Here is a 26660-nt window from a genome sequence, read left to right on the forward strand (position 1 = left end):
GCGGGTGGGGCATCGGGATATGAGGAGACAGCATGTCGCAGGCCCGCATTGCACCCAACTCTTCCGCGGCGCGGCAAGCCGCGTCTGCGGCCGAAGCAGCGGCTGGTGTGCGCCGTGTCGCGGTCATCGGCGCGGGGACCATCGGCGCCAGTTGGGCTGCGCTGTTCCTCGCGCACGGCCTGCAGGTCACCGTCAGCGATCCCTTGCCGGACGCCGAGTCGGGCCTGCGCACGCTCATTGGTCAGGCCTGGAACACGCTGGTCGCGCTGGATGTCGCGCCACAGGACGTCCCGTGGTCTTCTCTGGACATGCAGCCCGACCCTGCGGCCGCCGTCGCGCAGGCCGATTTCGTGCAGGAAAATGCGCCTGAACGCGAGGCGCTCAAGACGGACCTGTTTGCCCGCATGGACGAGGCGGCGCCTCCGGAAGCGATCCTGGCGTCCAGCTCCTCCGGGTTGCTCATGAGCCGGTTACAAAGCCGCTGCCGCCGGCCGGAACGCTGCGTGATCGGCCATCCGTTCAACCCGCCGCATCTGATTCCGCTGGTGGAAGTCGTAGGGGGCCAGCAGACGTCGGCCGACACCATCGCGCGTGCGATGGCGTTCTACCGCCGCGTCGGCAAGCACCCGATCCGCATCAACAAGGAGGTGGTGGGCCACGTCGCCAATCGCCTCCAGGCGGCCGTCTGGCGCGAAGCGATCCATCTGGCCTTGGAAAATGTCGCCTCCGTCGAAGACATAGACGCGGCCATGTCGCAGGGACCGGGGTTGCGGTGGGCTGTGTTCGGGCCTCACATGACCTTTCATCTTGGCGGGGGGCAGGGTGGCATGGGCCATTTCCTGGATCACCTCAAGGGACCCATCCAGACCTGGTGGGACGACTTGGGTGATGCACGCCTGGACGAAGCGACGCGGGCTGCACTGCTCGCCGGGCTAAAGGAGGAAAGCGCGGGGCGGTCGGTCGACGAGCTGGCCGCCGAGCGCGACGCCGCCATCATCCGCATCCTGGCGAGCCGCCGGGTGTCGTGATGCCGCCCAGGGTGCTCTCAGTGCGCGGGTGGCCCAGCCCTATGGCTCGGGCCGGTACCGGCGCCTGAATTCGGTCGGCGCATTGCCGCTGTTGCGGGCGAAGAATCGGGTGAAATAGGCGGGGTCGCTGAAGCCCAGGCGATACGCGATTTCGGCGGTGGTCTGCTGGGTGTAGACGAGTTCACGCCGGGCTTCGATGAACAGGCGGCGGTGAATGATCTGGAGCGGCGGCAAGCCCATGCCGTCCAGGCAATGCCGGCGCAGGCTGCGTTCCGTGGTCGCCAACTGCCTGGCGTAGTCGGCAACGGGCCAATGCTCCCGGAAGTGCTGTTCCACCAGGTCGCGGAAGCGCTGGCAGATGGCGTAGGCTTCCGTGTTCCGCGGGTCGTCCGCAGGCTGAAGATTCAGGTGGCGCAATCGGGCCACCTCGACGATGAGGACGCTGGTGATGCCGGCCAATGCCGAAATGCGGCCCCCGCGATTGTGGACATATTCATCCACCAGGGTACGGAACAGCAGCTTCAGACGGGCCACGTCCTTGGGCGGGATGGCGCCAGAGATCGCATGAGCCGAACGCACGATGTCCATGGTCGAGTGATCCCTTGAAATTTGCAGGATGTCCCGCATGAAGCTCTCGGCCAGCGTCAGCACGAGTCCGTCCGTGCCCGGAATCCACTGAAAGCCGTGCACCACCGTTCGAGGCACGTTGATGAGGACGGGCGCCTGAAGCGACAGCGTCCTCGTGTCGAGCTCCACCATCCCATGGCCGGCTGCGACCCAGATGATCTGGTGCAGGTCGTGGTGGCGATGCGGCCGGATGTTCCAGTGGTGGATGCGGTTGCTGGTTTCGATCGGCTCCAGGTGCAAAAAGTCCAATGGCGCCGTCTGGTCGAGCTGGCCATACAGTGAGTAAAGCGGGATGCGTTCGTGGCGGACAGTAGCGTCCATGGTCGGGTCCGTGTCCGGAAAGTACAGATTATTGTCTCTTATTCTCATGTCAAATTGGCCGGTTTCGGGCCATCCTGTCAGCCGATGCGTTGGATTTTTCAGAGAGTTCCCGCACCAGTCGAGTGGCAATCGGGCGCGGCGGCCTGTCCGGAAAACCTCCGGCATCTTCGAAGAAGATTGATGCTGAGGAGACACTCATGTTTGTCAGAAACGTCTGGTATGTCGCTGGCTTCGAGAAGGATTTCGAAGCGCCGTTCGTCGCACGCCGCATCCTGGGCGAACCGGTTCTCATGTACCGCTCGTCGGTGGGCGGCTATGTAGCCCTCAAGGACGAGTGTCCGCACCGGCTGGTGCCGCTGTCACTGGGCGAGCGGATCGGCGACTGCATTCAGTGCGGCTATCACGGGATGTGCTTTTCCACTGATGGTGCCTGCACGAGCGTTCCGGGTCAAGACAACATCCCCGAGGCGGCCCGTGTCGATACCTATCCGCTGGTGGCTCGCCACGGCATTGTCTGGATCTGGATGGGGAATCGGGATCTCGCCGCCCCCGAACTGATCCCCGACCTGCACTGGAATTCCAGCGATCGGTGGGCGGCTTCCCGGGGCTATCATCACTTCAACTGCAATTACACGCTGATGAACGACAATCTCCTGGACCTCAGCCACGAGACCTATGTGCACAAAAGCACCATCGGCACGCATGAAAAAGAGCCCATTGCCAGCTTCACGCCCAAGGTCACGATGGTGGGCGACTGCATGGTGCGGGCGCATCGGGAGATGCGCGGAATCGAAGCGCCGCCCTTCTTTGCCACGATGATAGGACGTGACTGCACCATCAACCGCTGGCAGTCGGCCATCCACTTCGTGCCGTCGACCAATCTGACGGTCCTGGGAATCCATCCGGTGGAAGAAGACCGCGCGACGGCCCGGGTCGCGCATGTCCTGCATCTGCTGACCCCCGAGAGCGAATCCAGCACGCACTATTTCTGGGCGGTGATCCGCAATTTCAGGATCGATGACGCCGACCTGACGGAGGAACTGCGGGTCGGCAACTCCCGCACGTTCGACGAAGACCGGGACATCGTGGAAGCGCAGCAAAGGCGGATCATGGAAACCGGCCGGACCGTGCCCGGGGTCGCCATCGTACAGGACCAGTCGCCGATCCGCGCGCGCCGGATGCTGGAAAAGCGCCTGAAGCAGGAGCAGGACGATCCGGCCTACACAGTCTTGCCGCCACAGCTCGTGCCCGAACACTCATTTGCCCTGCTGGAGGAGTTCGCGGCGTAGGATGGCGGAGTAGTCCGGTCGTTCAAATCAAGAATATTCGATCAAAGGAGACAACATGAAGATGCGCTTGATCCCCTCGATGGTGGTGACGCTGGCGATGATGGCGCTCTGCGCGAGCGCCCAGGCCAAGGATCTGAAGATCGGCCTGGTGCTGTCGGTATCCGGGTTCTATGCCGATGCCGCGCGCCAGATCCGGAATGGCATCGATCTGTACATGGCGCAGCACGGTGATACGGTCGCCGGCCGCAAGATCCAGTTGATCGTCAAGGACACGGGTGGGATCGCCCCCGCCGTGGCCAAGCGGGCCGCCCAGGAACTGCTCATCAAGGACAAGGTCGATATCCTGGCCGGATTCGCGCTGACGCCCAATGCCATTTCGGTGGCACCGCTGGCCACACAGACCAAGGTTCCCATGGTGATCATGAATGCCGCGACGTCCTCCATCACCGAGCGCTCCCCGTATATCGTGCGAACCTCGATGACAGTGCCGCAGGGCGCCTGGGCCGTGGCTCAATGGGCTCATAAAAACGGGATCAAAAAGGTCTACACATTGTCCGCCGACTATGGGCCCGGGCACGACGCCGAGGCTCAGTTCACCAAGACCTTCACCGGGCTGGGTGGCCATATCGTGGGCAGCGTGCGCACTCCCGTGGAGAACGTGGACTATTCTCCCTATCTGCAGCGGGTCATCGATTCGAAGCCCGATGCCCTGTTCATGTTGATTCCGACCGGCAGCTCGCTGGTGGCAGCCGTGAAGGAAATCCGCAACCTGGGGCTGGCGGAAAAGCATGGCATCCGGGTGCTCGGCACGGGCGACTCCACGGGCGAAGGGCAGTTGCCGGCGATGGGCGACTCCGCCGTGGGATTGATCACCGCTTTTCATTATTCCGAGGCGCATGATTCTCCCGAAAATCATGCCTATGTCCAGGCCTACTCCAAGGCCTTTCCGGAAGACCGGCCGGACTTCATGTCGGTGGGCGGCTACGACGGGATGACGCTGATCTACAAGGTCCTGGAGAAGACGGCGGGTGATGCCAACGGCGACGCCTTCGTCGCTGCGGCCAAGAGCATGCAGTGGGTCAGTCCTCGCGGTCCCGTGCAGATCGATCCGGACACGCGCGACATCATTCAGAACGAGTACATCCGCAAGACCGAACGGGTCAACGGCGTGGTTCAGAACGTGGAGTTCGACGTCATGAAGGCCGTGAAGGATCCGGCCAAGGCCAAGGGCTGACGGTGGGACGGTACCGCCACGGGGTGGCTTCGTCGGAGGTCGCCTCGGCGGCCGTGATCATTGCTTCGGGGTGAGCCGCAGCAGACTCCCCCCGGTTCGGTCTTCGATCACCCACAGGGCGCCGTCCGGGGCGACCGCCACGTCGCGGATGCGCCGCCCCAGCGTCCAGCGGTCGACCTGTCGAGCGCAACCGTCGCCGGTGAAGACGATCCTCACCAATCCCGCCGAATGCAGACCCCCAATCAGTGCCGATCCGCGCCACGCCGGGAATAGGGTGCCCGAATAAAATGCCATTCCGGCGGGCGCAATGACGGGATTCCAGTAGAGCGCCGGCTCCACGAACTCCGGCCGGGTGGGCGGACGCGGAATGGGTTCCCCGCTGTATTGATCGCCGTACGAAACGTATGGCCAGCCATAGTTGCCGCCGCGCTGGATCCGATTCAGTTCGTCGCCGCCGCGGGGTCCCATTTCGTGTTCCCAGAGCTGGCCGTCGGGGGCGAATGCCAGCCCGTATGGGTTGCGATGGCCCGTGCTCCACGTCAGCGCCCGGATGCCGGCTTCCCGGGCCATCGGGTTGTCCGGGGGGGCCGAGCCGTCCAGGTTCATGCGCAGGATCTTGCCGCGCGCCAGGTCCGGATCCTGGGCAGTGTCGGGTTCCTGCCGGTCTCCGACGCTGAGGAACAGATGTCGGCCATCAGGCGCAAAGGCGATGATGCCGCCGGGCTGTCCACCCCTGCTGGGCGGGCTCTGGCGCCAGATCGTGGTCAGATCCCGCAATAGAGGGCCCTTCTCCGCGACCTCCAGGCGCGCGCGCGCCAGGACCAGCGACCCGCCTCCCTGCGCTTCCGGTTCGACATACGTGAAGTACAGCGCGGCATCGTGCGTGAAATCCGGCGATACGGCCACATCCAGCAGACCGTCCTGGCCTCGGTAATAGACCTTCGGGACTCCGGAGATCTCGGTCTTGTGACCGCCTTGGGTGACAAGGAACATCCGTCCTGGTTTTTCCGTGACCAGCAGCCGCTGGTCCGGCAAGAAGGCGATGGCCCAGGGATAATCAAAGGTCGCAATGGACTGCGCCCGGAAGGGTGGTGCGGCGCGGGCCGGCAAGGTGCCGGCGTTCTCGATGCAGGTCGCCGCCTGTGCCGACGGCGGACGCGCCGCAGGCGCGGCGGCGAGGGCGGCAATGGGAAACGACTGGCACAGCAGGGCCATCAGGGCCACCCGCCGGGCTGCCCTGATGGAGGGGCGGCTCAGTCGTCGGGAAATTCCCATTTTTGGGCACTCGCTCCCGCCAGCTCCTGCACGCGGGTCTCGTCCTGTCCGAATTCCGACGCGACACCGGTGTAGGTGATCGCGCCGCGCTCCAGTACGTAGGCGCGGTCCGCGACTTCGATGGCCGCGCGCACGTTCTGTTCGATCAGCAGCACTGAAGTACCTTCGTTCCGTGCCGCGACGATGACGTTGAACACGTTCTGCACGATGATGGGCGCGAGCCCCTGAGAGGGTTCGTCCAGCATCAGGAGCTTGGGGTTGAGCAGCAGCACGCGGGCGATGGACAGCATCTCCTGCTCGCCGCCGGACAGTTCCTTGCCTTTGTGCAGCTTGCGTTCGGCCAGCCGCGGGAAGAGCTCATAGATGCGGGGGATGTTCCACGGGCCCGGACGATCGACGGGAACCTTGAGGTTTTCCTCGACGGTCAGGTTGGCGAAGACGCGACGGCCTTCCGGCACCAGTCCCACGCCCAATCGGGCGATTCGGAAGGGCGCCAGGTGGGTGGAGTCTGTGCCGAAGATCTTGACGTGCCCCGAGTGTGCGGGGGTCAGACCCATGATGCTTCGCAGCGTCGTGGATTTCCCGGCCCCGTTACGGCCCAGCAGCGTCACGAGCTCGCCTTCACCGACTTCCAGATCCACGCCTTTGAGAATATGGCTCTTGCCGTAGTAGGTGTTCAGTTGGTGGATCTCAAGAGCCTTCACGCTTTTTCCCCAAGTAAGCGACCTGCACCTTTTCGCTGGCCGCGATTTCGTCGGGCGTGCCTCGTTCGAGCATCTCGCCCTCGGCCAGCACGGTGATGCGGTCGGCCAGGTTGAAGATCACGCGCATGTCGTGCTCGACCAGAATGATGGTGAGCTTCTGTGTGCGGTGAAGCCTGCGGATCAGTACCGCAGTGTCGAATGTTTCCTGGTTGCCCATGCCGGCCGCGGGCTCGTCGAGCAGCAGCAGCTTGGGCTTGAGCGCCAGGGCCATCATGATTTCGGTCGATCGCTGGTCGCCGTGTGAAAGTTCCCCCACGTTGCGATCGGCGTTCGCCGTCAGGCCGCCGGTTTCCAGAAGTTCGTCGACGCGATCCTCGGTTTCCCGGGATTGGCGTGCCGAATGGAACATCTTCAGACGCAGCCCCTGGGTGACTTCCACGGCGATGCGCAGATTCTGGCGCACCGTGAGTTCCGGGAAGACCTCGGTGATCTGGAATGTGCGCGCCATGCCTCTGGCCACACGGATCTGGGGCGGCATTTCGGTGACGTCGACGCCATCGAACACGATGTGCCCTTTGGTGGGACGATAGAAGCCGCTGATCATGTTGAAGAACGTGGTTTTACCCGCGCCGTTCGGACCAATGATCGCGTGCAGTTCGCCCTCTTCGACATTGAGCGAAACGTTTTTCACCGCAGCGAGCTCGCCGAAATGCTGCGAAACGTTGTGGACCTCGAGCAAACTCATGACGTTTTTCTCTGCATCAGCCCGACGATACCGCGGGGGATAAACAATACGACCAGGACGAAGATCATCCCGATGAAGAACATCCAGTTATCCGTGAGGCTGGACAGGTAATCCTGCAGCACCACGAAAATGGCGGCACCCAGCAGCGGCCCCCAGAAGGATCGCATGCCGCCAATCACCGCCATGAGCACGAAGTCGCCGGATTGCGTCCAGTGGAGGTTGTGCGGACTGACGAAGTTGTTCAGCATGCCATAGAGCGAACCGGCCACGGCCACGAACAGGCACGAGATCGTATACGCGATCCACAGGTGGCGATTGACCGGGATGCTGAGGAACCGCGCCCGACGCTCGTTCTCGCGCATGGCCAGCAGCGTGTGGCCGAAGGGGGACTTCAGGATCACGGCCATGGCGAACGCGCAGACCGCGAAGACCGCAAGGGCCAGATAGTAGTACGTCGTGCTGGATCCCAGATTGATGTCCGTGAAGCCCAGATGAATGGGCTGGCGCTGGAAGGTCAGGCCATTGTCGCCGCCGGTCACTGAATTCCAGCGGAAGGCGATGAAGTAGAACACCTGGCCGAAGGCGATGGTGGCCAGCGCGAAGTAAATCCCGCGCAGCTTCGCCAGCAGGTAGCCGATGATGGCGCCGCCCGCGGTTCCGACCAGGATGCCCACGAGGAATCCCAATGGCGTGCTGGGCACCAGGTATTTGATGAGCAGCCCCGTTCCGTAGGCGCTCAGCCCGAAGTAGGCGGCATGGCCGAACGCCATGACACCGGAGTGCCCCACCAGCAGATTGGTCGCCATGGCCGCCAGGCCGATCACCAGCACCCGCGTGCCCAGGTCCGTGTAGCCGCCAACATGGGAAATCCAGAGCGGCATGGTGAGCAGAATGAACCACACGACCGCGCCGGACATGGCTTTGTTGAGAATGGATTGGTTGTTCACAGCTTTGTCCCGCCTTCTTCACCAAACAGACCGTGCGGCCGGACCAGCAGCACCAGCGCCATCATCACATAGATGGTCGCCTCGGAAGCCGATGGAAAGAACACGGTCACGATCCCGGTGGCTACACCGATGAGGATGCCGCCAAAGAGCGTCCCGATCAGACTGCCCAGACCGCCCACGATCACCGCCACGAAGCTTGGCATGATCAGCCCGTCGCCGATGGTCGGCGTCAGCCCCAGCATGCCGGCCGCGAGCACCCCCGCCAAGCCTGCGAAGAAGATGCCAAGCCCGAAATTCAGGTTGCGCAGGATGCGTACATCGACCCCGAGCGCGGACACCATTTCCAGATCCAGGGTGCCTGCGCGTATGCGCATGCCGAGCCGGGTCTTTTTGAGAATGATGAACAGGATCGCCACGGTGACTGCAACCAGCACCACCATGAAGACGCGGTATCCGGTCAGGAAGAACAGTGTCGAGCTGAGCGATGATTGCAGCGCGGCCGGGACTTTCATCGGCAGCCCCTGGGCGCCCCAGATGTAGCGGATGGAGTCCTGAATCACGAAGGCCAGGCCGAACGTGAGTAGCAGGCTGTACAGAGGATCACGGCTGTAGAGCGGCCGGATGAGTACGCGCTCGACGATGATGCCGACCAAGGCCGCGAAGAACGGCGAGATGATCAGCGCGCCCCAGAACCCCAGGTAAGGTTCCAGCGTATACGCAAAATAGGCCCCCAGGGCAAGGAACCCGCCGTGCGCAAAATTGATGACGTTGGTGAGATTGATGATGAGGGACAGACCCAATGCCATCAAGGCGTAGAACGCGCCGATGACCAGTCCGTTGAATATATTGAAAAGGACCAACTGGGTCACACCAGTCCTCCGTCGGTGGCAGTGCTCGAGTGAGCGATCATGATGAAACGGGTCTCTGTGATGCGGGGCGGGCCGCCCGCGATGCTCTGCGGGCGGCCCGTTAGGGCAGTGATGTCGGTGTCGCTCAGGACGGCCACGTCATCTTGCACTGGGTTTCCTCGACGGTCGGAGCAATGGTCTTGCTCTCGATCACCTCGTCGACCTTGAACAGATCGTCCGGCGCGCTGCCGGAGGCCTGTGCGTGACCTGCCCACAGGGTGCCGATCAGCAGGTGCTGGTCGGCGCGGAATGTCGCGGGGTGCGGCTGCAGCGCGACTTCAGGCGGCAGCGTGAGGCCGTTCAGGGCGCGGGCCATCTTGACCGGTTCGAGCGATTTGGCCGTATTGGCGGCCAGAGCGCAGGCGTGGATGGCCGTATGGCCGAACCAGGTCCGTGCGGTCGGGACGCGGCCGGTCTTTTTCTTGATGGCATCGGTGAATTCCTGCACGTGCGCCACGCCAGGCTGGTTCCAGTACCATTCGATCACCCAGTTGCCGATGCGGGATTCCGGCGGCAGGGCCTCGAGGGTTTCGAGCTCGATGTTGGCGCCCGCGATATGGAAGCGCTTGTCCAGGCCAAACTGTACGGCCTGCTTGAGCACGTTGGTCTGGTCTTCGCCGTTTTGCAGGATGACGACGACGTCCGGGCTGGCGGCCTGGGCCTTGATCAGGTAGGACGAGTATTCCGTGGTGCCCAGCGGGATCAGGTCCGTCCCGACGTTGGTGGCGCCCAGCTTCTTCAGGTTGACGTTGTAGGCATCGAGCAGCCCGTGGCCGAACGCGTAGTCCGGCACCAGGAAGTAGAACTTCTTGCCGAAGCGCTTGACCAGCGAGGGGGCGATGGCGTTGACCAGCAGAGTGGTGGACGGATCCACCTGGAACACATTCCAGTGGCATTCCTTGCCCGTGATGGGGTCGGCGTGCCCGCCCGGGTCCATCATGAAGACGCCCTTTTCGTAGGCGACCGCCGACATGGCCATGGTCAGGCCGGAGTTCACGTTGCCGACGAGGAAATCGACCTTGTCCTTGTCGATGAGCTTGCGGGCCTTTTGCACCGCCACGCCAGCGTCGCCGCTGGTGGAGTCTTCAACGATCAGCTTCGCGGGACGGCCCAGGATACCGCCCTTGGCGTTGATTTCTTCGACTGCGAGTTCCATGCCGTGGAGTTCGTTGCGACCCGTGATCGCGTACGTGCCGGTGAGCGGATTGTCGACCCCCAGCTTCACGGGTTGTTCACCCGCGGCGAGTACGAAACGGGGCGCCGAGATCGACGCCACGCCCGCGGCGGCTGCCATTTTCAGCGCCGTGCGGCGGCTGATTGCCTTCGAGTTGCCAAAATTGTCGTTCATCTAGAAATTCCTCCAAAGCGACAAGCTGGCGTGCAAAGCATCGGCCAGCACTACTGGGTGGATAAGTCTGGAACACTGCAAAAGGATGGTGGAACTGCGCCCCGCTTTTGTAATAGGTTGTGAGTTTGCGCTGTCGATGGAAAAGTTGTCAATCAGGGTATACGTCACGGGCACGACGCAGTTGAGAAGGCGCCCCGGTGGTGAGCAGTCGTCATCGGAGGCGCCGCATTTCAAGGGTTTCAGATGAAGACATCTCCAGCCCCCGCGCGCAACAGCAGCCGGTGAAGCGGGGCCGGCGGTTGACCGTGCTGAGCGGTGATTGCGTAAAAATGTTCAGTCAGCTGCGAGGACTCTCCGACGTGCGTCAGTTCGCCCGAGCGCAGTTCGTCTTGCACGACCACTTCCGGCAGGATCGTGATCCAGTCGCTGTCGCGCGCGACCAGCCGCAACATCGTCATGTCGTCGATCTCAGCCCGCAGCCGTGGCCGAACTCCGGCTGAGAAACACAGAGCATCGAACTGTGTGCGGACGCTGTGGCGCGTGCTTGGCATGGCCATTTCAACGGCGTCGAGATCCTGTGGAACTCGCAAGCTCGTGCCCGACCATCGATCGGCCCGACCCACCAGGGAGATCACCTGGCTTCCGAGGAAGCTCGAGGAAACCGGGTGGGCCGGGTCGGACGGAACGGGCTCGTTGGCGAGCACCACGTCCAGTTGATGGCGAAGAAGGCGCTCGACCAGAAGCTGCAACGATCCCGAGTCCACGGAAAGAATGACCGCCGGGTCACGAAACAATGGACGCAGCCAGTTGACCTGAAAGTTGCGCGACATCGTTGAAACGCTACCCACCCGGACGCGAATCGAGTCTCCGGCTCGCCCTTCGAGCCAGCCCAGCATCTGCTCGCCCAGCCCGAAGATGTTGTCGGCGTAGCTGAAGATCTGGCGGCCGGTGGCGTTGAGCTCGAGATGCCGGCCGTGGCGGTCGAATAGAGGTTTGCCCAGGCGGCTTTCCAGTTGCTTGATCTGCGTCGAGACAGCGGACTGGGACGTGTGGATCTGCGCAGCCGCTCGGGTGAGGGAGCCCTCTTTGGCCACCCGCCAGAAATAGAACAGATGTTTGAAGTTCAGTCGGTCAATGTTCATAGTTCTATTTTGAAGAACGATACGCAGCTATAAATGCGATTTACAGAATACACAAAAAATAGAAGAATGTGTCCGCCTTCCTTCGAGATGCGTGATGAGTCCTCCGTACGATCTGAACTTTGCGCTTGCGCTGGTGCCCGCCCTTCTGATGCTGGTGGCTGCCCTATGTGGCCGGAGCCGCCGCGCGTCAGTGCGCCATTTGTGGCGACAGTTCATTGGCCTCTCGATTGCCGCACTGGTTTTTTCGCTGCTGGCGCTCATCACACAGATGTCGCTGGTGCCGGCGGACGCTTCCATGAGGGCCCAGAGTGATGGCTGGCTGGCGGCGAATCTGTTCGGCGCCTGGGTCAGCGTCCTCGTGCAGTTCCTTGGCGTGGCGATCGGGATTTTTTCATCTCGCCATCTCGAAGGTGAGCCGCGACAGGCCGTATACATTGCGGCGCTGGCGGCTGTTTTGTCTTCGGTCCATTTCCTGTTGCTGGCGAACCACTGGGCCGTGCTGATCGCGGCATGGGCCGCTATTGAATGGGCCATGCATTATCTGTTGTGCTTCTACAAGGACCGGCCGTTCGCGCTGCTGGCGGCGCACAAGAAGATGGTGACTGACCGCGCGGCCGATGGGCTCCTGATTGCAGCGGCCGTTTTGTCCTGGACCGAGGTCGGCAGCGGTTCGTTCTCTGCGCTGTGGGTGCACATCGAGGCGGGCCATGCGTCCGCTGCGCTCGCCTGGAGTGGCATATGTCTGGCGCTTGCGGTCATCGCGCGTACGGCGCTGATGCCGGTCCACGGCTGGCTGGTGCAGGTCATGGAGGCTCCGACGCCGGTATCGGCTCTACTGCACGCGGGCGTGGTCAACCTGGGAGGGTATGTATTGGTGCTTTTCGCGCCGCTGCTCGGGGTGTCGCTGGTGGCCCGATGGCTGCTGGTGATATTTGGCCTGGTGTCTGCCGTGGTGGCCGGGTTGGTGCTGCTGACGCGTGTCAGCCAGAAGGTGCATCTGGCCTGGTCGACGATCGCACAAATGGGATTCATGGTGCTCGAGTGCGGCTTGGGGCTTTATCTTTTTGCCGCACTGCACCTGTTGGGCCATTCTCTGTACAAGGCGCACAACTTCTTGAATGCCTCCAGTGCTGTCGAAGAGAGCAATCGCAAGCTCGTTACCGGCGCGTCCGAAAATTCGAGCTTGAGCATGATCATCGCCGTGCCTGTGGCGTTGATCGTCGTGTTCTCGCTCCAGTCCCTCACGAACAGTCATGCGTGGCCCTGGTGGTGGAGTGCCGTGTTGGCGCTTGCGTGGGCGCCGCTTCTGTGGGTTCCGAAGGCGACCCCTGGTCGGGCGGGCGTCGTGGCGGTGCGCGTGGCGACGGCGCTGGCAGCGGCCGCCTTCCTGACGCTGGTGACCAGCGTCATGGACCATGTGCCGGTCGGTGCCGATAATGATCCGCTGGACGCGGCCGGCCTCGTTGCCTTGATCGGAATGGGGGCGATGTATCTCGAGATGGCCGCGTTCCAGCTTTGGCCCCGTTCGGTTGTCGTCGCGCGCCGCTGGGTATATGCCGGCTTTTACATGGACGAGGGTTACACCCATTGGGTGCTGATCTTGTGGCCCGCCCGGTGGGCTGGGGCCGACAGTAAGGCCGCGCCTGCCCCCTGGGTTCTCTCCGAGCCTGTGAGCGGGCCCTCGAAATCATGAGTTCTTCCATGCTTGCAATGACGTCCGCCAGTCCCCAGCCAGCCGTGCCCCCCGTCGAAGTCGACGATGCAACGTTGCAGGAGGCGTTGGCGCGTGCCTGTTCCAGCATCATGCCGGCGTGGCCTTTGGACCAGGCCGTCGCCGTCAACCCGCATTGGCGGCGGATCGGCAAGCCGATTCGGCGCGTGGCCGCGCGCCTGGCCGTGCTGGGCGATTTTCACGTGTTTCCGTCCCGCGATTACATCGCGCGGGAATGGGAGACCGGGCGCATTTCGCCGGCCGATCTGGCAGTGGCCCTGAAGGTCCATGCGACCCGCGAGGCGTGCGCCCTGACCGCTGAGGACTGTGTGGCCTGGCTGGCGGATGACGCGTCGATATGCCGCGAACCTCTTCTGGTGGATCTGCTTGACGACAAGGTGCAGCGGAACAAGCGCTGGCCCTGGCGCGCAGCCATTGTGTTCCAGATGAGCCAGACGTGCGCCACCTATTTCGATCGCCATCAGGCCGACTGGCGCGCCGCCGGCAGTCGAAGCCTGTATGGCTTTTGGCGCGAGAGCATGGTGGGCGACCATGGCTTGAGTTCGATGCTGGGTCTGCCCGGATTTGCCAGGCAACTGCGCAAGCTGCCGATGGATGCGGAAGCGGCGCTGCGTTGGGCGCTGGGCGAGCTTTCGCTCGGCGCGTCGGCCTGGGAAGACTACTTCGAGGCGCTGCTGCTGTCGATCAACGGCTGGGCCTCCTGGTGCGCCTATGTGGGTTGGCAAAATATTCCGGTCGGGCAGGACGACCCGCGTTTGCGGGAACTCCTCGTGTGCCGGGTCGCATGGGAGGCATTGCTGGCTTGTGCCGTCTCGCCCGCCAGACGGCGTGTGGCCACGGCGGAACTTGAGTCGAACTGGCGAGATTTTGACCGGCGGGTCGCCGAGGCGGATGCCGCGTTGATGGCCAGTGAATTGTGGCAGGAGGCGCTCGAGGCCAGCTACCAGCGCGATCTCGTGCGGAAGTTGCGCACGCGAGTCGCGCCCGCCTCGGTGCGGCGGCCCGAAGTGCAGGCGGTGTTTTGCATCGATACGCGCAGTGAACGGATGCGCCGTGCCCTCGAGCTGATTTGGCCCGATGTCGAGACGCGGGCCTTCGCGGGTTTCTTTGGGCTTCCCATTCAGTACAACCTCCTGGGCACGGATATTCATCGGCCGCAATTGCCGGGACTCGCGTTTCCCAGCATCGCGGTGCAGGATGTGGTGACGGCCACCGGAGAGGCCACCGCCGAGGGAGAGTCCAAATCCACGCGGGCCCGTGCGGTTCGGTGGAAGCGGCTGGCCCGCACTGACCAATGGCTTGGAAGCGTGCGCTGGTCGAGCACGACCTTTTCCTTCGTGGAAGCGGCCGGGGTGGGCTATCTGGGCAAGATCGCACGGTGGATTCGGCCACCTGCCGGACCGCGTGTCGACAAGGACCGCATCGGCTTGTCAGGCACTCCAGCGGAACAGTGCCGCCCCATGGTTGTAGGGCTCGACATTGAACAGAAGGTGGAACTGGCTGCGGGCATTTTGCACACCATGGGGCTGGATGACCGTCTGGCACCCCTGGTGGTGTTGTGCGGCCACGCGGGGCATTGCACCAACAACGCTCATGCATCGACGCTGGATTGCGGAGCTTGCTATGGACGACCGGGCGAGGCGAATGCACGCGCCCTGGCACTCCTGCTGAACGACGGCCAGGTACGGGAAGGTCTGAGCCGGCGTGGCATCAGCATCCCCGACGACACGTTTTTCATGGCGGCGTTGCACATCACAACCACCGATGAAGTGACCGGGTTTGATCTCGATCTTCTGCCGCCGCCGGCGCAGGCGCGTTGGAAGCGGATGGAAGAGGTTTTCGTGCAGGCGGGCGACCGTATCCGCCGCGAGCGCGCTCCAGCGCTGCACATGGACGAGAGTCTGGACGCGGAGCCGTTGCTGACGTCCTTCCGGCGCAGGGCCAACGACGGGTCCCAGACAAGGCCCGAATGGGGGCTTACGCGCAATGCGGCATTCATTATCGGTCCGCGTGACCGCAGTCGGGGCAGGGTGCTGAGTCGAGCTTATCTTCACGACTACGATGCGCGCTTCGATGCGGATGGGACCGTGCTCGAAAAACTCATGATGGGACCGATGCTGGTCACGCACTGGCTCTCCTGGCAATATCACGCCTCGACCTGTGATCCCTTGCATTATGGGTCTGGAAACAAGGTGCTGCATAACGTCGTGGACGGTCATGTCGGCGTCTTTGAGGGCAACGGTGGCGACCTTCGCATAGGCCTGCCCAAGCAGTCGCTGCACAACGGCGAGGGTTGGTATCACGAGCCCGTGCGCCTGACGGTCGTCATCGACGCGCCGGCGGCATCGATCGGAAGCATCGTGGCGCGCAACGCTGTGCTGGGGCAACTGTGCGATAACGGCTGGATGCTGCTGTGGCGCTATGAGGGAGATGAGCTTCAGCGTTATGAGCGCGGCCGCTGGCTGCCGCTCGAGGCCTGAGCCCGGCGATTCGCGATACGGATGTTTGCCAGGCCGCCCCGTGCCAGCAGTGGCGCGGATTTCCGCCTTATACTCAAGTCCTCCTGCATTTGGTTGCCTGCCTTGAAAACGCTGATTGCCCTGGCGTGCTGTCTTTTTGCCTGGTCTCAGGTGGCCTTTGGCCAAGCCGCTGCCGCTGCCGCTGTTCCGCCTGCGACGGTGGGTCATGAGCTCTCTTTCTGGCTGACCCGCTGGCTCGTCTATCTGTTGCTGTTTGCGCTTGGGGGCGCCTGCCTGTTCCGGATCCGGTGGCGCAGAACCGCGCCCCGCTGGGTCCGCACGGTGGCCGCGCTGATTCTGGTGGTGCTGATTTCAGGGGCGGCGATCATGCTCGGGGGACCGGGGGCCCTGGTGTTGCCCCGGTGGGCGTCGGGTCCGGCCCTGGCGCTGCATGTGGTGGCCGCCGTGGCCTGGGTCGGCTTCCTGCTGCCGGCCTACCGGACGATCCACTCGAACATAGGGTCCGCCGTGCCGGGACGGTCTGCGTCCGTGCCCGGAATTCGCCGCGCCGACGACACGGCCCGACGGCTGAGGCAGTCGACGGCGTGGTCCGGCCTGGCCATCATTCTGGTCCTGGCCAGCGGCCTCGGGCTGACGCTGCTGCAGATGCGCCATCCGGGCGATCTGCTGCACACGGACTATGGCAATGTGCTGCTCGCCAAACTCGTGCTCGTGGCTGTCCTGCTGATCATGGCCATGCGCACGCGCTGGGTGCTGGCGGGGCGCGCGATGGAGGGCACGATCCGGGCCCGCTCGCGGCTGCGGCGGTCGATGGGGACTCAGATCATCCTGGCGGCGGGCATCCTGAGCGTGGTGTCCTTGTGGCGCCTGGCCCCTCCGACGCACGACATGGCGCGGATCGAGGAACCCCATGGCCCCACCGTCAGCCTGGAGAATCGCCAGGCGCGCGCATTGGTCGAGTTGCCGGCAAAGGCTGCCGGACCGTGGCGCATCCAGGTCATTTCGATCGACGGCGTGGCGCTGGATCCGCAGCGGGTGGTGCTGACGTTGAGCAACCCCGCAGCCGGCCTGGACCCCGTGGATCACGATACCGTACGCCAGCCCGATGGCCGCTGGCGGGTGGACCTGCTGGCGCTGCCTGCGGGCGGCCAGTGGCGCGTCCAAGTCCGGGCCTTCATCAGCGATTTCGATGTGGTGACCTTGCAGCGAGATCTGGACCTGCCCGAGAATCTGGCGCCGCAGTCCCCGGCCGGAGCCAATGGCCCGGCCGTGCCGGGGACCGGTTCGGGGCACGCCGCTGCGATGCCGCCCCCTGTAGTCCCGCACTGAGCGGTTGGCCAATATTGATTGTGGATGGTCCCATGTTTGAAACAAGTACCCAAACCTATGCCACCAAGGCGGAGCACTATGCCGATCTGGTGGCGCAGGCGGGCAGCCTGATATCCGGCGAGCCCGACCTGATTGCCAATGCGGCGAACTTCAGCTCGCTCGTCTTTCATAGTCTGCCACGGATGAATTGGGCGGGCTTCTATTTGTATGACGGCAAGGAGCTCGTGGTGGGGCCCTTTCAGGGCAAGCCCGCCTGCATCCGCATTGCGATCGGCGCAGGTGTTTGCGGTACGGCCGCCAAGACGCGCGAGACGCAGGTGGTTCAGGACGTGAACCGGTTTTCGGGCCACATTCCCTGTGATTCGGCCTCGAAGTCCGAGATCGTGGTGCCGCTGGTGCGGGCGGACGGGACGCTGCTCGGGGTCTGGGACTGTGACAGCTTCGTGACGGAGCGCTTTGACGAGGAAGACCGTCTCGGCATGGAAGCCTTGTGCCGGACATTCATGGCGCACGTAAACGGGTAACCGTCCGGGCCGCCAGACGCATCAGCCCGGGCACAGACAGCAGCAGGCCCCCCAGGGCGATGACGAGCATGCCGACCCATGCGACGGGATCAGGGATGGCCATGAACACGCCCCAGCCCAGCAGCGTGGCCCAGCCGATCTGCGAATAACTGTAGGCGCTCAGGCTGGCCGCGGATGCGCGCAGCAGCGCATAGGTGATCGTCAGGTGGCCGACCGCTGCCACGGTACCCACGGCGAACACCAGAAACAGGTCGGGTAAAGGCAGCGGCGCCCATTCGGCGATCCCCCAGGGCATCAGCACCAGGGCGCCGACCAGGCCGGTGTAGAAGTTGCTGGTCGCTGCGTTTTCAGACTGGCGGGAGATCCGCGTGACGATCTGATAGATCGCGTTGGTCGTGGCCGCGCCGATCGGAAAGAGGATGGCCCAAGTGAGCAGGCCGCCGCCCGGCCGGGCAATGATGAGCACCCCGGCAAAACCGCAGCCCACGGCCACCCAGTCGGCGGTCCGCGCCTTTTCCTTCAGCATCAGGCCAGAGAGCAAGGTAACCATCACGGGCGCCAGGAACACGATCGCGGTCGCCTCGGCCAGCGGCAGCCGGGCCAGGCCGTTGATGACCAGCACACTGCCCCCGCACAGGCACAAACCGCGAAACCCTTGCAGCGCGAAGCTGTGGGCATCATACAGCCGGGCCCCCATGCGCGGCGTGAAGATGACGACGATGGCCAGTGTCTGCGCAACGTACCGCAGCCAGACAATCTGCATCAGCGGGTGGCCGGCCGCCAGGTATTTCGTGCCGGTGTCCAGAATGGCGAAGAACAGACTGGCGGCGCACATCAGAACCGGGCCTTGCCAGTTCTGCGCGCGAAGAGGGTGACTCATGGAAATGCGGACGGTCGTCGGCAGCAGTGACGTGAAGGCTGGAGTTTAACGGACCAGGCTCGGCCGTTTGTTATCGAATTTCCAGCCCGGAATCAGAAACTGCATGCCGATCGAATCGTCGCGACGATTCAGCCCCTGGGACCGGTAAAGCTCGTGCGCCCTGGACAGGCGGTCAGGGTCGATTCGGACACCCAGGCCTGGCGTGTCAGGCACCCGGATCGCACCGTCTTCGATGCGCATCGGCTCAGTGGTCAGGTGCTGGCCGTCCTGCCAGATCCAGTGCGTGTCGATGGCCGTGATGTGACCCGGTGCGGCAGCCGCCACGTGGGTGAACATGGCCAGCGAGACGTCGAAGTGGTTGTTCGAGTGGGAACCCCAGGTGAGCCCCCATTCGTGGCAAAGCTGGGCGACGCGCACTGAGCCGCGCATCGTCCAGAAGTGCGGATCGGCGAGCGGTATGTCCACAGCTTGCGCCTGGATGGCATGGTAGAGTTCGCGCCAGTCGGTGGCGATCATGTTGGTGGCGGTGCGCAGGCCGGTCGCCCGGCGGAATTCCGCCATGACTTCGCGTCCGGAGTAGCCCGGCTCGCCGCCGCAGGGATCCTCGGCGTAGGCCAGCACGTCGTGCTGGTCGCGGCACAGGCGGACCGCCTCTTTCAACGACCAGGCCCCGTTGGGGTCCAGCGTGATGTTGGCATCCGGAAACTGCTCGGCCAGCGCCGTGACGGCCTCGATTTCCGCATCGCCCGCCAGTACGCCGCCCTTGAGCTTGAAGTGGCGGAAGCCGTAGCGTTCACGCGCGGCCCTGGCCAGTCGCACCACGGCGTCGGCGGTCAGCGCCTCCTGGTTGCGCAGCCGAAACCAGTCGTTGTCGGCGTCGGGCTCCTGACGATAGCCCAGCGTGGTCTTGCGGGAATCGGCCACGTAGAACAGGTATCCCAGCACTTCGACCGCTTCGCGCTGCCGGCCGTCGGCCAGCAGGCTGGCGACGGGTACGCCGATATGCTGGCCGAACAGATCGAGCAGGGCTGACTCCAGCGCCGTGATGGCGTGCACGCCAGTGCGCAGGTCGAAGGTCTGCGTGCCGCGCCGGTCGTCGTCCCGGCCCAGGGTGGCCTCGCGGCAACGCGACAGCAGTTCGTTGTAGTGGCCGATGGGCTGACCCGTGATCAGCCTGCCCAAGCGTTCGATTTCCTGGCGGATGGGTTCGCCGCCGGGAACTTCGCCGATGCCCTGGTGTCCCGAGCTGTCGTCGACCAGTACGATGTTCCGGGTGAAATAAGGGCCGTGCGCGCCGCTCAGGTTCAGCAGCATGCTGTCCCGTCCGGCGACGGGGACGACGGTGACCCGGGTGACCAGAGGTGTCCGGGCGTTTGACTGTTCCGTGTGCGACATGATCAGCGTTCCGCTCGAGGGATGTTCCAGGGGTTGCCGGCTTGCAGCGCCGCAGGCAACAGTTTGTCCGGTATGTCCTGGTAGCACACCGGGCGCAGGAAACGGCGGATGGCGAGCGTCCCCACCGACGTGCTGCGGCCATCCGATGTCGCGGGGAAGGGGCCGCCGTGAACCATGGCATCGCAGACCTCCACGCCGGTGGGGAAGCCGTTGGCCAGGATGCGGCCGACTTTCACTTCGAGCGCAGGCATCAGCATGGCGGCCAGCGCGTCGTCGGTGCCCGGCTCCAGATGCAGCGTCGCGGTGAGCTGCCCTTCGATGGCCTGCGCAATGGCCAGGAACTCCCGGGTATTGGCGCAGCGGATGATCAGCGAGCTGGCGCCGAAGATCTCCGCGCCCAGCGTGTCGGGGTCCTCGAGGAACGCTTGCGCAGTGGTGACGGCCAGATTGGCCTGGCAGGGTGCCGGAGCGTCGTTGCTTTGACCTTGCGCCAAGGTCTGCACCCCCGGGTGCGCGGCCAGTTTCGAGACGCCGCTTCGGTAGGACTGCGCGATGCCGGCCGTGAGCATGGTGCTCGATGGAGCAGCCTGGACGCCGGCCGCCGCGAGTTCGATGAACCGATCCAGTTCAGGGCCGTCCAGCGCGATGATGAGCCCCGGATTCGTGCAGAGCTGTCCCGCGCTGCCCAGCAGCGACACCACGAAGTGACGGGCGATGTCGTCTCCGCGCGCGGCGAGCGCCCCGGGCAGCAGGTAGACCGGGTTGGTGCTGCTCATCTCGGCATAGACGGGAATGGGAGCGGGGCGCCGGGCCGCCGCCTGCATGAGCGCCACGCCGCCCTGGCGGGAACCTGTGAATCCCACCGCCTGGATGCCGGGGTGGCTGACCAGCGCGGTGCCGAGCTCGTTGCCCGCGCCGGCCAACAGCGAAAACACCCCTTCCGGCAAACCGCATTGCTGGACGGCATTACGAATGGCCTGCCCGACCAGTTCGGAGGCGCCGGGATGGGCCGGATGCGCCTTGCAGACGACCGGAGCTCCGGCGGCCAGCGCCGACGCGGTGTCACCCCCGGCGACCGAAAAAGCCAGCGGGAAATTGCTGGAACCGAACACCGCCACCGGCCCCACCGGAATGTGGCGGGTGCGGATGTCGCTGCGCGGCGCGGGCTTGCGGTCCGGCAGCGCATGGTCGATGCGGGCGTCCAGCCAGTCGCCGTCGCGCACCACGCGCGCGAACAATCGTAGCTGATTCACCGTGCGTCCGCGTTCACCTTCCAGGCGGCCGCGGGGCAGGCCCGTCTCCTGCATGGTGCGGGTGATGAGTTCGTCGCCCAGATCCAGGATCGCTTGGGCGATGGACTCCAGGAAGGCGGCGCGTTGCGTCGGAGTGGTCTCGCGATACGTGGGGAAGGCAGCCAGTGCGAGCTGTACGGCCTGGTCGACCTGGCCAGCATCGGCACCGTGCCACGTCACCGGCAGGGCCTGGCCGGTGGACGGATCGACGGCGTGGAAAGAGGCTCCGGCCCCAGGGATGTTCTGGTGGCCGATGAGTTGGGTACCGGTGATGGTCATGGACGAATTCCCGATCTGAGGGGTCAATAGGCTGCTGCGGGCAAGTTATCATACAACCGATGCCCTACAACGAGCCGGAGCCTTCGCATTATATATCGCTGGATGCGGGGGATTCTTGCGCAGGATTATTCAGTTGTCGTACGATGACGTGGTCCCGATAAAAATCATCTTGTCGCTTCACCCCGAAGGAGAATGTTTGCATGCCTATCCCACAATCCGCCCAGTCCACCTTCCAGCTGGACGAAGCCCTGGCGGCCGATGGCCAGGGCGATCGCATCGTCTGGGTGAAGCTCTCGCTGGCCTTCTTGCCGCTGGCGACGCCCATCAGTGATGCCAAGGTCTTCACGGGCCGCCAGAAGCCGCTGACTGAAGTCGCCATGATCTTCGCCGAGATCCGCACGCGGGACGGCCATGAAGGTTTGGGCTTTGCGTACTCCAAGCGTGCCGGCGGCCCCGGCATGTACGCTCATGGTAAAGAGATCGCCCATGAATTGCTGGGCGAAGACCCCAGCGACATCCAGCGCCTCTGGATCAAGTTGAGCTGGGCGGCGGCTTCGGTCGGGCGAAGCGGCCTGTCGGCGCAGGGAATCGCGCCCTTCGACGTGGCGCTGTGGGACATGAAGGCCAAGCGCGCCGGATTGCCGCTGGCCAAGCTGCTGGGCGCGCATCGCGACTCGGTGCGCCTCTACAACACGTCCGGCGGGTTCCTGTCGACGGCGCTGCCACAGGTGCTTGAAAACATCGATGCATCGCTGGCGCGAGGCCTGGGCGGCATCAAGATCAAAGTCGGCCATCCGGACCGCAATGTGGACCTGCAGCGCGTGGAAGCGGTGCGCAAAAAGCTGGGCGACAATTTCCCGCTCATGGTGGATGCGAACCAGCAGTGGGATCGCCCGACGGCAGCGCGCATTTGCCGCATCCTGGAACAGTACAACCTGACCTGGATCGAGGAGCCGCTGGACGCCTACGACGCTGACGGCCATGCCGCGCTGGCGGCGGCCCTCGATACGCCGATTGCCACCGGCGAAATGCTCACCAGTTTCCGGGAGCATGCGGATCTCATCGAAAAGCACGCCTCCGACTTCGTGCAGCCGGACGCCCCGCGCGTGGGCGGGATCACGGAGTTCCTGAAGATCATGCAACTGGCCGATTACCATGGCCTTAGCATGGCTCCGCACTTCGCCATGGAAATCCACCTGCACCTTGCGGCCGCCTACCCGCGTGAACCGTGGCTGGAGCATTTCGAGTGGCTGGAGCCGTTGTTCAATGAGCACCTGATCATGATGGATGGCCGCATGCAGGTGCCGAACCGTCCGGGGCTGGGATTCACGTTGAGCGACCAGGCCGTCGCCTGGACGAAAGAGACCTTCGAGTGCGGCAAGCGGCCCTGAGTCGCAGGTGGCTCAGCGTGGCGCGGGCTCTACATCCAGCGCCACGCCGACCGACAGGCTCTCGCCCGGCGCCAGGACCTGCATCCCGGTGCCCGGGCAGCCGGCCGCCGCCAGATTGAATCCGTCGCAAACGTGCGTCGCGGGCTCCACGCACAGATAGCGCCCGGCGTTGCAGTGAAGGACCATGTGGCCCAGAGAGCCCTGCGTGCGCAACCTCAGGCCGGGGCCCGAGGGCCACGCAATCGAAGCCGTGCCGTCCCACCCCGATAGAAATCGGGTCCAGGTCGCGCCGGTTCGTTCCCAGTGCCGCTGCGTGGCGGGCCGCGGGTATCTCGCCAATTCCTGTTCATGTACCCACTCGGTGGTGGCCGACAGGTCGACGGATTGCGCGGTGAAATAGGGGTGCAGCCCCAGCCCGGCGGGCATGTCGGAGCGGTCCTCGTTTTCCAGGGCCAGCTCGACCCGCAGACCCTGGTCTGCCAGGCGTATGGTTTGCCGCAGTCGCCATGCCCAGGGCCAGCCGCCCAGGCCTTCGGGATGTTCCAGCATCAGGACGACATGATCGGTTGCGGACTGCTCCACTGTCCACGCCATGCCCTGGGCCTGCCCGTGAAGCGCGTGGCGTGTTCCCGGCAGCGGCTCCAGCGGAATCACTCGGTCGCGCCAATGCAGGTGGGCATCCCGGACGCGATTGGAGAAAGGAGCCAGCGGAAAGAGCCCGCCTTTGGGCCAGGCATGGGCCGGCCAGCCATGATCGGTGATCGGGACCAGCCAATCCCGCAGGCCGTCCGGCAGATCCGTGGACCAGCTGAGGACGCGTCCACCCGCGGCCGGTGCGACGCGGGCCCGGTGGGGGCCGCAGCGCAGCGCCAGGCAGGCGCCGGGGGCTGCGTTCATCCAGAGCGTCGGCGTCATTGTGTCAGTGGCCCGTTTCGGCGTCAGGCCTCGCGGGGCGCCTCCTTGACGCGGCTGACCAGTTGGGTGGGACTGACGAACCGCAGTGCGATCAGCACCCAGACCAGCGTAATGGCCATGTACATCATTGCCATGGCATCGATGGCTTGGGGCGCCCGCACCCCCGAGGAGAACACGGCATAGTACAGGGCCACCACCAGCGTCTGCGAATCCGGCCCGGCGGTGAAGAAGGTCAGTTCGAACAGCCCTATCGTGCGTACCAGGACCAGCAGGCCCGCGGCCAGCATGCCGGGCACCAAGAGCGGCATGAGCACGAAACGGAAATACTGGAAGGTCCGTGCGCCAAAAATGCGGGCCGCCGATTCCAGGCTGGGATCGATCTGCTCGATGAAGGGTGTCATGACGAGGATCACGAAAGGCAGCGCCGGGACCAGGTTCGCGAGGATCACCCCGAGCAGCGTTCCGCCCACTCCTGCCTTGTAGAAGGCCGTCGCCATGGGGATGCCGTAGGTGACGGAGGGCACCAGCATGGGGATCAGGATGAGCAGCAGGACCAGCCGCTTGCCGGGGAATTTCGCCCGTGCGAGCGCATACGCGGCCGGTACTCCCAGCAGGATGGAGAGGATGACCACGGAGGCCACGACTTCCAGGGTCACGAGGAGGATGTGTGAAAGCTGGAACTCGTTCCAGGCCTGGGCGTACCAATGCAGCGTGAAGCCTTCGGGCAGCAAAGTGGCGAACCAGCGCGTCGCCACCGAGTCCACGACCACGGTGAGGATCATGAAGACGACGTTCAGCAGGAAGAACCCCATCAACGTCCAGATGGTCATCCGCCACAGCCAGCCCCACCGCCTTGCGGTTCCGGGGGCATATTGATTGAGTGTCGACATATGTCACCCCTTGCCGCTGGTTGCCGGGCCGGAGTAGAACGCCTGGCGGAATGCGAAGATGGCGCCCACGATCAGGAGCTGCACGAAGCCCATGACGATCGCGATGGCCGAGGCCATGCCGTAGTCATATTGTTCGAAGGCGGCCTCGTAGGCGGCGATGGAAATGACGCGGGTGGGACCCGCCGGCGCGCCCAGCAGGATGGCCGATGGGAACACGGCGTAGGTCTGCACGAATGAAAGCGCGGCGGCCATGCTCAGGCCGGGCACCAGCAGCGGCAGGTAGATCAGCCGGAACTGTTGCCAGGCGCCGGCGCCCAGCGTGCCGGCGGCTTTCGCCAGCGTGGGGTCGATCCCGGAGATATACGAGAGTGTCAGCAGAAAGACGAACGGGAAGTCCGAGATGATCAGCGAGATCAGTACACCCCAGTAGTTATGGGTCAACCGGATCTCGCCGTCGTACAGCCCCAGCGCGTGGATGATCTGCGGGAACCAGCCGGAGGGACCGTAAAAGGTCAGCATGCCATCGGCGATCAGCACGGTGCCCAGCGTGATGGGGATGACCAGCAGCGTCGTCACGATTCGCTGCGAGCGGCTGTTGCGGCGCAGGGCAAAGGCGACCGGTACGGCCATCGCCACGTTGATGAGCGTGGCCGGCGCGGCCAGCTTGAACGTCGTCCAGAGCGTGCCCCATTGCGTCGCGGTGCTGAAAAAGTGCGCGTAATTGGACCAGAAGCGCCCGCCTTCCATTGGCTGGAAGGAAATCACCACCCCGTACAGAAAGGGATACACGAAGAGCGCCAGCAGCACCAGCACTGCCGGCGCGGCCAGCCAGCCGCGACGGTCCGCCCTGGGCGCCGGCAAGGCACTCGCTGCGCTCATACGGCCTCCGCGTAGGCAAGCGTGCGGTCAACGGGAATGCGCAGGCGTAGCTTGTCGCCCGTTTCGAATTGGCCCGACAGCCGGGTGAACAGGTCACCGATCTCGGTGGCGACGACGAGCAGCGATGTGCGCCCGCCAAATTCCATGGATTTCACGGTGGCGGCCAGGCTGTTGTCGTCGTGCTCGCCGGCCAGTTCGAAATCATCCGGCCGCATGGCGACTGCGACATCCCGGGTGCCTTCATGCACGGACAGGGATGTTCCGCCCAGGACGGTGGATCCGCTTTGCAGCGTGAGCCGGTCGCCTTCCTGGCGGAGGACCTGGAAAGGCAGTACGTTGCGGTAGCCCATGAAGCGGGCCACGTGCAGATTGTGGGGGCGCCCGTACACTTCGCGCGGCGTGCCGACCTGTTGCACGCTGCCGGTGCGCATCACCACGATACGATCGGCCATGGACAGCGCTTCGTCCTGGTCGTGCGTCACGTAAATGGTGGCGCGTTCGAGCTGGGTGTGGATCCGGCGAATTTCCGCCCTCATTTCGACGCGCAGCTTGGCATCCAGATTGGACAGCGGCTCATCCATGAGAATGACGGGCGGTTCGATCACGATGGCGCGCGCAATGGCAACGCGCTGCTGCTGGCCACCGGAGAGCTGGCCGGGAAGTTTTTTGGCGTGGCCCTCGAGCTGCACCAGCGACAGCGCGGCGGCCACGCGCTGGGTGATTTCGGCCTTGCGCACGCCGCGCATGCGCAGTCCGAATCCCACGTTGTTTTCCACGCTCATGTGGGGGAACAGTGCATAGTTCTGGAACACCATGCCAAAGCCCCTGCGCTCGGGCGGCAGCGTGTCGATCCGGGTTTCGTCCAGCCAGATGCTGCCGGAGGTCAGGTCCGTCAGGCCCGCCAGGCAGTTCAGGGCGGTGGATTTGCCGCAGCCAGACGGCCCCAGCAAGGCAATGAACTCACCACGCTGGATGTTCAGGCTCAGATCGCTCAGGGCGGCGACCGCCGAACCGGAAGCGGTGGGATATTTGCGGCCGACGGCGTCCAGGCGAAGCTGCTTGAAGGTTTCGTTCATGTTGCGTTATCCGGAGAATGCGGGCCGCCT

At 64.3% G+C, this 26660-nt stretch carries 23 protein-coding genes; 8 read left to right on the forward strand and 15 right to left on the reverse strand.

Features of this window, described 5'->3' with window-relative positions; genetic code table 11:
• Nucleotides 1-32 precede the first annotated feature (32 nt).
• A complete protein-coding gene (locus tag ACVCMJ_RS14310) occupies nucleotides 33-1028 on the forward strand; it encodes a 3-hydroxyacyl-CoA dehydrogenase NAD-binding domain-containing protein (protein WP_447082065.1) in 996 nt (331 codons plus the stop codon).
• Nucleotides 1029-1067: 39 nt separating this feature from the next.
• Here the strand turns inward: ACVCMJ_RS14310 and ACVCMJ_RS14315 are convergent, their stop codons facing one another.
• The gene (locus tag ACVCMJ_RS14315; RefSeq protein ID WP_447082066.1) at nucleotides 1068-1976 is read right to left on the reverse strand and encodes a helix-turn-helix domain-containing protein; all 909 of its coding nucleotides are present in this window, start codon (nucleotides 1974-1976) and stop codon (nucleotides 1068-1070) included.
• 197 nt (nucleotides 1977-2173) lie between these two features.
• On the opposite strand from ACVCMJ_RS14315, the gene ACVCMJ_RS14320 reads away from it, so the two are divergent.
• Both ACVCMJ_RS14320 and ACVCMJ_RS14325 read left to right on the forward strand, forming a co-directional pair.
• Nucleotides 2174-3265: a Rieske 2Fe-2S domain-containing protein gene (locus tag ACVCMJ_RS14320; RefSeq protein ID WP_447082067.1), complete on the forward strand. Its 1092-nt coding sequence runs from the start codon at nucleotides 2174-2176 to the stop codon at nucleotides 3263-3265.
• Nucleotides 3266-3320: 55 nt separating this feature from the next.
• On the forward strand, nucleotides 3321-4499 hold the full coding sequence (locus tag ACVCMJ_RS14325; RefSeq protein ID WP_447082068.1) for an ABC transporter substrate-binding protein: 1179 nt from the start codon (nucleotides 3321-3323) through the stop codon (nucleotides 4497-4499).
• 57 nt (nucleotides 4500-4556) lie between these two features.
• Here ACVCMJ_RS14325 and ACVCMJ_RS14330 read toward each other — a convergent pair whose 3' ends face one another.
• From ACVCMJ_RS14330 to ACVCMJ_RS14360, 7 genes are all read right to left on the reverse strand, one after another.
• Complete coding sequence (locus ACVCMJ_RS14330) at nucleotides 4557-5774, reverse strand: PQQ-dependent sugar dehydrogenase (protein ID WP_447082069.1); 1218 nt, start codon at nucleotides 5772-5774, stop codon at nucleotides 4557-4559.
• Nucleotides 5753-6478: an ABC transporter ATP-binding protein gene (locus tag ACVCMJ_RS14335; RefSeq protein ID WP_447082070.1), complete on the reverse strand. Its 726-nt coding sequence runs from the start codon at nucleotides 6476-6478 to the stop codon at nucleotides 5753-5755. Before ACVCMJ_RS14335 ends, ACVCMJ_RS14330 begins: the two co-directional genes overlap by 22 nt.
• Nucleotides 6465-7223 carry an ABC transporter ATP-binding protein gene (locus ACVCMJ_RS14340; RefSeq protein ID WP_447082071.1) on the reverse strand — a complete coding sequence of 253 codons (759 nt, stop codon included), beginning with the start codon at nucleotides 7221-7223 and terminating at the stop codon, nucleotides 6465-6467. The genes ACVCMJ_RS14335 and ACVCMJ_RS14340 overlap by 14 nt, the downstream gene beginning before the upstream one ends.
• The gene (locus ACVCMJ_RS14345) at nucleotides 7220-8140 is read right to left on the reverse strand and encodes a branched-chain amino acid ABC transporter permease (protein WP_447082605.1); all 921 of its coding nucleotides are present in this window, start codon (nucleotides 8138-8140) and stop codon (nucleotides 7220-7222) included. The genes ACVCMJ_RS14340 and ACVCMJ_RS14345 overlap by 4 nt, the downstream gene beginning before the upstream one ends.
• A gap of 26 nt (nucleotides 8141-8166) precedes the next feature.
• Nucleotides 8167-9039 carry a branched-chain amino acid ABC transporter permease gene (locus ACVCMJ_RS14350; RefSeq protein ID WP_447082072.1) on the reverse strand — a complete coding sequence of 291 codons (873 nt, stop codon included), beginning with the start codon at nucleotides 9037-9039 and terminating at the stop codon, nucleotides 8167-8169.
• Nucleotides 9040-9163: 124 nt separating this feature from the next.
• A complete protein-coding gene (locus tag ACVCMJ_RS14355) occupies nucleotides 9164-10426 on the reverse strand; it encodes an ABC transporter substrate-binding protein (RefSeq protein ID WP_447082073.1) in 1263 nt (420 codons plus the stop codon).
• Between the two features lie 239 nt (nucleotides 10427-10665).
• The gene (locus tag ACVCMJ_RS14360; RefSeq protein WP_447082074.1) at nucleotides 10666-11568 is read right to left on the reverse strand and encodes a LysR family transcriptional regulator; all 903 of its coding nucleotides are present in this window, start codon (nucleotides 11566-11568) and stop codon (nucleotides 10666-10668) included.
• Nucleotides 11569-11662: 94 nt separating this feature from the next.
• Between ACVCMJ_RS14360 and ACVCMJ_RS14365 the strand changes: the two genes are divergently transcribed.
• The 4 genes from ACVCMJ_RS14365 (at nucleotide 11663) to ACVCMJ_RS14380 (ending at nucleotide 17633) form a co-directional block, all read left to right on the forward strand.
• The gene (locus tag ACVCMJ_RS14365; RefSeq protein WP_447082075.1) at nucleotides 11663-13261 is read left to right on the forward strand and encodes an NADH-quinone oxidoreductase subunit L; all 1599 of its coding nucleotides are present in this window, start codon (nucleotides 11663-11665) and stop codon (nucleotides 13259-13261) included.
• Nucleotides 13258-15780, forward strand: coding sequence for a YbcC family protein (locus tag ACVCMJ_RS14370; RefSeq protein WP_447082740.1), 2523 nt, complete (start codon nucleotides 13258-13260; stop codon nucleotides 15778-15780). The genes ACVCMJ_RS14365 and ACVCMJ_RS14370 overlap by 4 nt, the downstream gene beginning before the upstream one ends.
• 102 nt (nucleotides 15781-15882) lie before the next feature.
• Nucleotides 15883-17109 (forward strand): copper resistance D family protein, encoded by a 1227-nt coding sequence (locus ACVCMJ_RS14375; RefSeq protein WP_447082077.1) that lies wholly within the window; start codon nucleotides 15883-15885, stop codon nucleotides 17107-17109.
• A gap of 32 nt (nucleotides 17110-17141) precedes the next feature.
• Complete coding sequence (locus ACVCMJ_RS14380; protein WP_447082078.1) at nucleotides 17142-17633, forward strand: GAF domain-containing protein; 492 nt, start codon at nucleotides 17142-17144, stop codon at nucleotides 17631-17633.
• Here the strand turns inward: ACVCMJ_RS14380 and ACVCMJ_RS14385 are convergent.
• Genes ACVCMJ_RS14385 through ACVCMJ_RS14395 form a run of 3 tightly spaced genes read right to left on the reverse strand, consistent with a single transcriptional unit; the run spans nucleotide 17611 to nucleotide 21479 of the window.
• Nucleotides 17611-18513 (reverse strand): DMT family transporter, encoded by a 903-nt coding sequence (locus ACVCMJ_RS14385; RefSeq protein WP_447082079.1) that lies wholly within the window; start codon nucleotides 18511-18513, stop codon nucleotides 17611-17613. The two genes, ACVCMJ_RS14380 and ACVCMJ_RS14385, sit on opposite strands and share 23 nt — an antisense overlap.
• Nucleotides 18514-18558: 45 nt before the next feature.
• Nucleotides 18559-19908: an enolase C-terminal domain-like protein gene (locus ACVCMJ_RS14390; protein WP_447082080.1), complete on the reverse strand. Its 1350-nt coding sequence runs from the start codon at nucleotides 19906-19908 to the stop codon at nucleotides 18559-18561.
• Nucleotides 19909-19910: 2 nt separating this feature from the next.
• Nucleotides 19911-21479, reverse strand: a complete 1569-nt coding sequence (locus tag ACVCMJ_RS14395; RefSeq protein ID WP_447082081.1) for an aldehyde dehydrogenase (NADP(+)) — start codon at nucleotides 21477-21479, stop codon at nucleotides 19911-19913.
• A 200-nt stretch (nucleotides 21480-21679) separates the two neighbouring features.
• Between ACVCMJ_RS14395 and ACVCMJ_RS14400 the strand changes: the two genes are divergently transcribed.
• Nucleotides 21680-22870 (forward strand): L-talarate/galactarate dehydratase, encoded by a 1191-nt coding sequence (locus ACVCMJ_RS14400; RefSeq protein ID WP_447082082.1) that lies wholly within the window; start codon nucleotides 21680-21682, stop codon nucleotides 22868-22870.
• Between the two features lie 12 nt (nucleotides 22871-22882).
• On the opposite strand, the gene ACVCMJ_RS14405 is transcribed toward ACVCMJ_RS14400, so the two are convergent.
• The 4 genes from ACVCMJ_RS14405 to ACVCMJ_RS14420 form a co-directional block, all read right to left on the reverse strand.
• Nucleotides 22883-23767: an aldose epimerase family protein gene (locus ACVCMJ_RS14405; RefSeq protein ID WP_447082083.1), complete on the reverse strand. Its 885-nt coding sequence runs from the start codon at nucleotides 23765-23767 to the stop codon at nucleotides 22883-22885.
• Nucleotides 23768-23808: 41 nt separating this feature from the next.
• The gene (locus ACVCMJ_RS14410; protein WP_447082606.1) at nucleotides 23809-24615 is read right to left on the reverse strand and encodes an ABC transporter permease; all 807 of its coding nucleotides are present in this window, start codon (nucleotides 24613-24615) and stop codon (nucleotides 23809-23811) included.
• Nucleotides 24616-24678: 63 nt separating this feature from the next.
• Nucleotides 24679-25554, reverse strand: a complete 876-nt coding sequence (locus ACVCMJ_RS14415) for an ABC transporter permease (protein ID WP_447082084.1) — start codon at nucleotides 25552-25554, stop codon at nucleotides 24679-24681.
• Nucleotides 25551-26630 carry an ABC transporter ATP-binding protein gene (locus ACVCMJ_RS14420; RefSeq protein ID WP_447082085.1) on the reverse strand — a complete coding sequence of 360 codons (1080 nt, stop codon included), beginning with the start codon at nucleotides 26628-26630 and terminating at the stop codon, nucleotides 25551-25553. Before ACVCMJ_RS14420 ends, ACVCMJ_RS14415 begins: the two co-directional genes overlap by 4 nt.
• Nucleotides 26631-26660: the final 30 nt, after the last annotated feature.

The sequence above is a fragment of the Castellaniella sp. UC4447_H14 genome, from assembly GCF_052978285.1.

What these genes read in the sequence shown, in the direction of transcription:
- ACVCMJ_RS14340 (WP_447082071.1), bottom strand. Translation starts at nt 7,223, where the DNA reads ATGAGTTTGCTCGAGGTCCACAACGTTTCGCAGCATTTCGGCGAGCTC.
- ACVCMJ_RS14390 (WP_447082080.1), bottom strand. Translation starts at nt 19,908, where the DNA reads ATGTCGCACACGGAACAGTCAAACGCCCGGACACCTCTGGTCACCCGG.
- ACVCMJ_RS14310 (WP_447082065.1), top strand. Translation starts at nt 33, where the DNA reads ATGTCGCAGGCCCGCATTGCACCCAACTCTTCCGCGGCGCGGCAAGCC.
- ACVCMJ_RS14415 (WP_447082084.1), bottom strand. Translation starts at nt 25,554, where the DNA reads ATGAGCGCAGCGAGTGCCTTGCCGGCGCCCAGGGCGGACCGTCGCGGC.
- ACVCMJ_RS14400 (WP_447082082.1), top strand. Translation starts at nt 21,680, where the DNA reads ATGCCTATCCCACAATCCGCCCAGTCCACCTTCCAGCTGGACGAAGCC.
- ACVCMJ_RS14365 (WP_447082075.1), top strand. Translation starts at nt 11,663, where the DNA reads ATGAGTCCTCCGTACGATCTGAACTTTGCGCTTGCGCTGGTGCCCGCC.
- ACVCMJ_RS14360 (WP_447082074.1), bottom strand. Translation starts at nt 11,568, where the DNA reads ATGAACATTGACCGACTGAACTTCAAACATCTGTTCTATTTCTGGCGG.
- ACVCMJ_RS14370 (WP_447082740.1), top strand. Translation starts at nt 13,258, where the DNA reads ATGAGTTCTTCCATGCTTGCAATGACGTCCGCCAGTCCCCAGCCAGCC.
- ACVCMJ_RS14405 (WP_447082083.1), bottom strand. Translation starts at nt 23,767, where the DNA reads ATGAACGCAGCCCCCGGCGCCTGCCTGGCGCTGCGCTGCGGCCCCCAC.
- ACVCMJ_RS14410 (WP_447082606.1), bottom strand. Translation starts at nt 24,615, where the DNA reads ATGACCATCTGGACGTTGATGGGGTTCTTCCTGCTGAACGTCGTCTTC.
- ACVCMJ_RS14420 (WP_447082085.1), bottom strand. Translation starts at nt 26,630, where the DNA reads ATGAACGAAACCTTCAAGCAGCTTCGCCTGGACGCCGTCGGCCGCAAA.
- ACVCMJ_RS14320 (WP_447082067.1), top strand. Translation starts at nt 2,174, where the DNA reads ATGTTTGTCAGAAACGTCTGGTATGTCGCTGGCTTCGAGAAGGATTTC.
- ACVCMJ_RS14395 (WP_447082081.1), bottom strand. Translation starts at nt 21,479, where the DNA reads ATGACCATCACCGGTACCCAACTCATCGGCCACCAGAACATCCCTGGG.
- ACVCMJ_RS14385 (WP_447082079.1), bottom strand. Translation starts at nt 18,513, where the DNA reads ATGAGTCACCCTCTTCGCGCGCAGAACTGGCAAGGCCCGGTTCTGATG.
- ACVCMJ_RS14380 (WP_447082078.1), top strand. Translation starts at nt 17,142, where the DNA reads ATGTTTGAAACAAGTACCCAAACCTATGCCACCAAGGCGGAGCACTAT.
- ACVCMJ_RS14355 (WP_447082073.1), bottom strand. Translation starts at nt 10,426, where the DNA reads ATGAACGACAATTTTGGCAACTCGAAGGCAATCAGCCGCCGCACGGCG.
- ACVCMJ_RS14345 (WP_447082605.1), bottom strand. Translation starts at nt 8,140, where the DNA reads ATGTCCGGCGCGGTCGTGTGGTTCATTCTGCTCACCATGCCGCTCTGG.
- ACVCMJ_RS14325 (WP_447082068.1), top strand. Translation starts at nt 3,321, where the DNA reads ATGAAGATGCGCTTGATCCCCTCGATGGTGGTGACGCTGGCGATGATG.
- ACVCMJ_RS14330 (WP_447082069.1), bottom strand. Translation starts at nt 5,774, where the DNA reads ATGGGAATTTCCCGACGACTGAGCCGCCCCTCCATCAGGGCAGCCCGG.
- ACVCMJ_RS14315 (WP_447082066.1), bottom strand. Translation starts at nt 1,976, where the DNA reads ATGGACGCTACTGTCCGCCACGAACGCATCCCGCTTTACTCACTGTAT.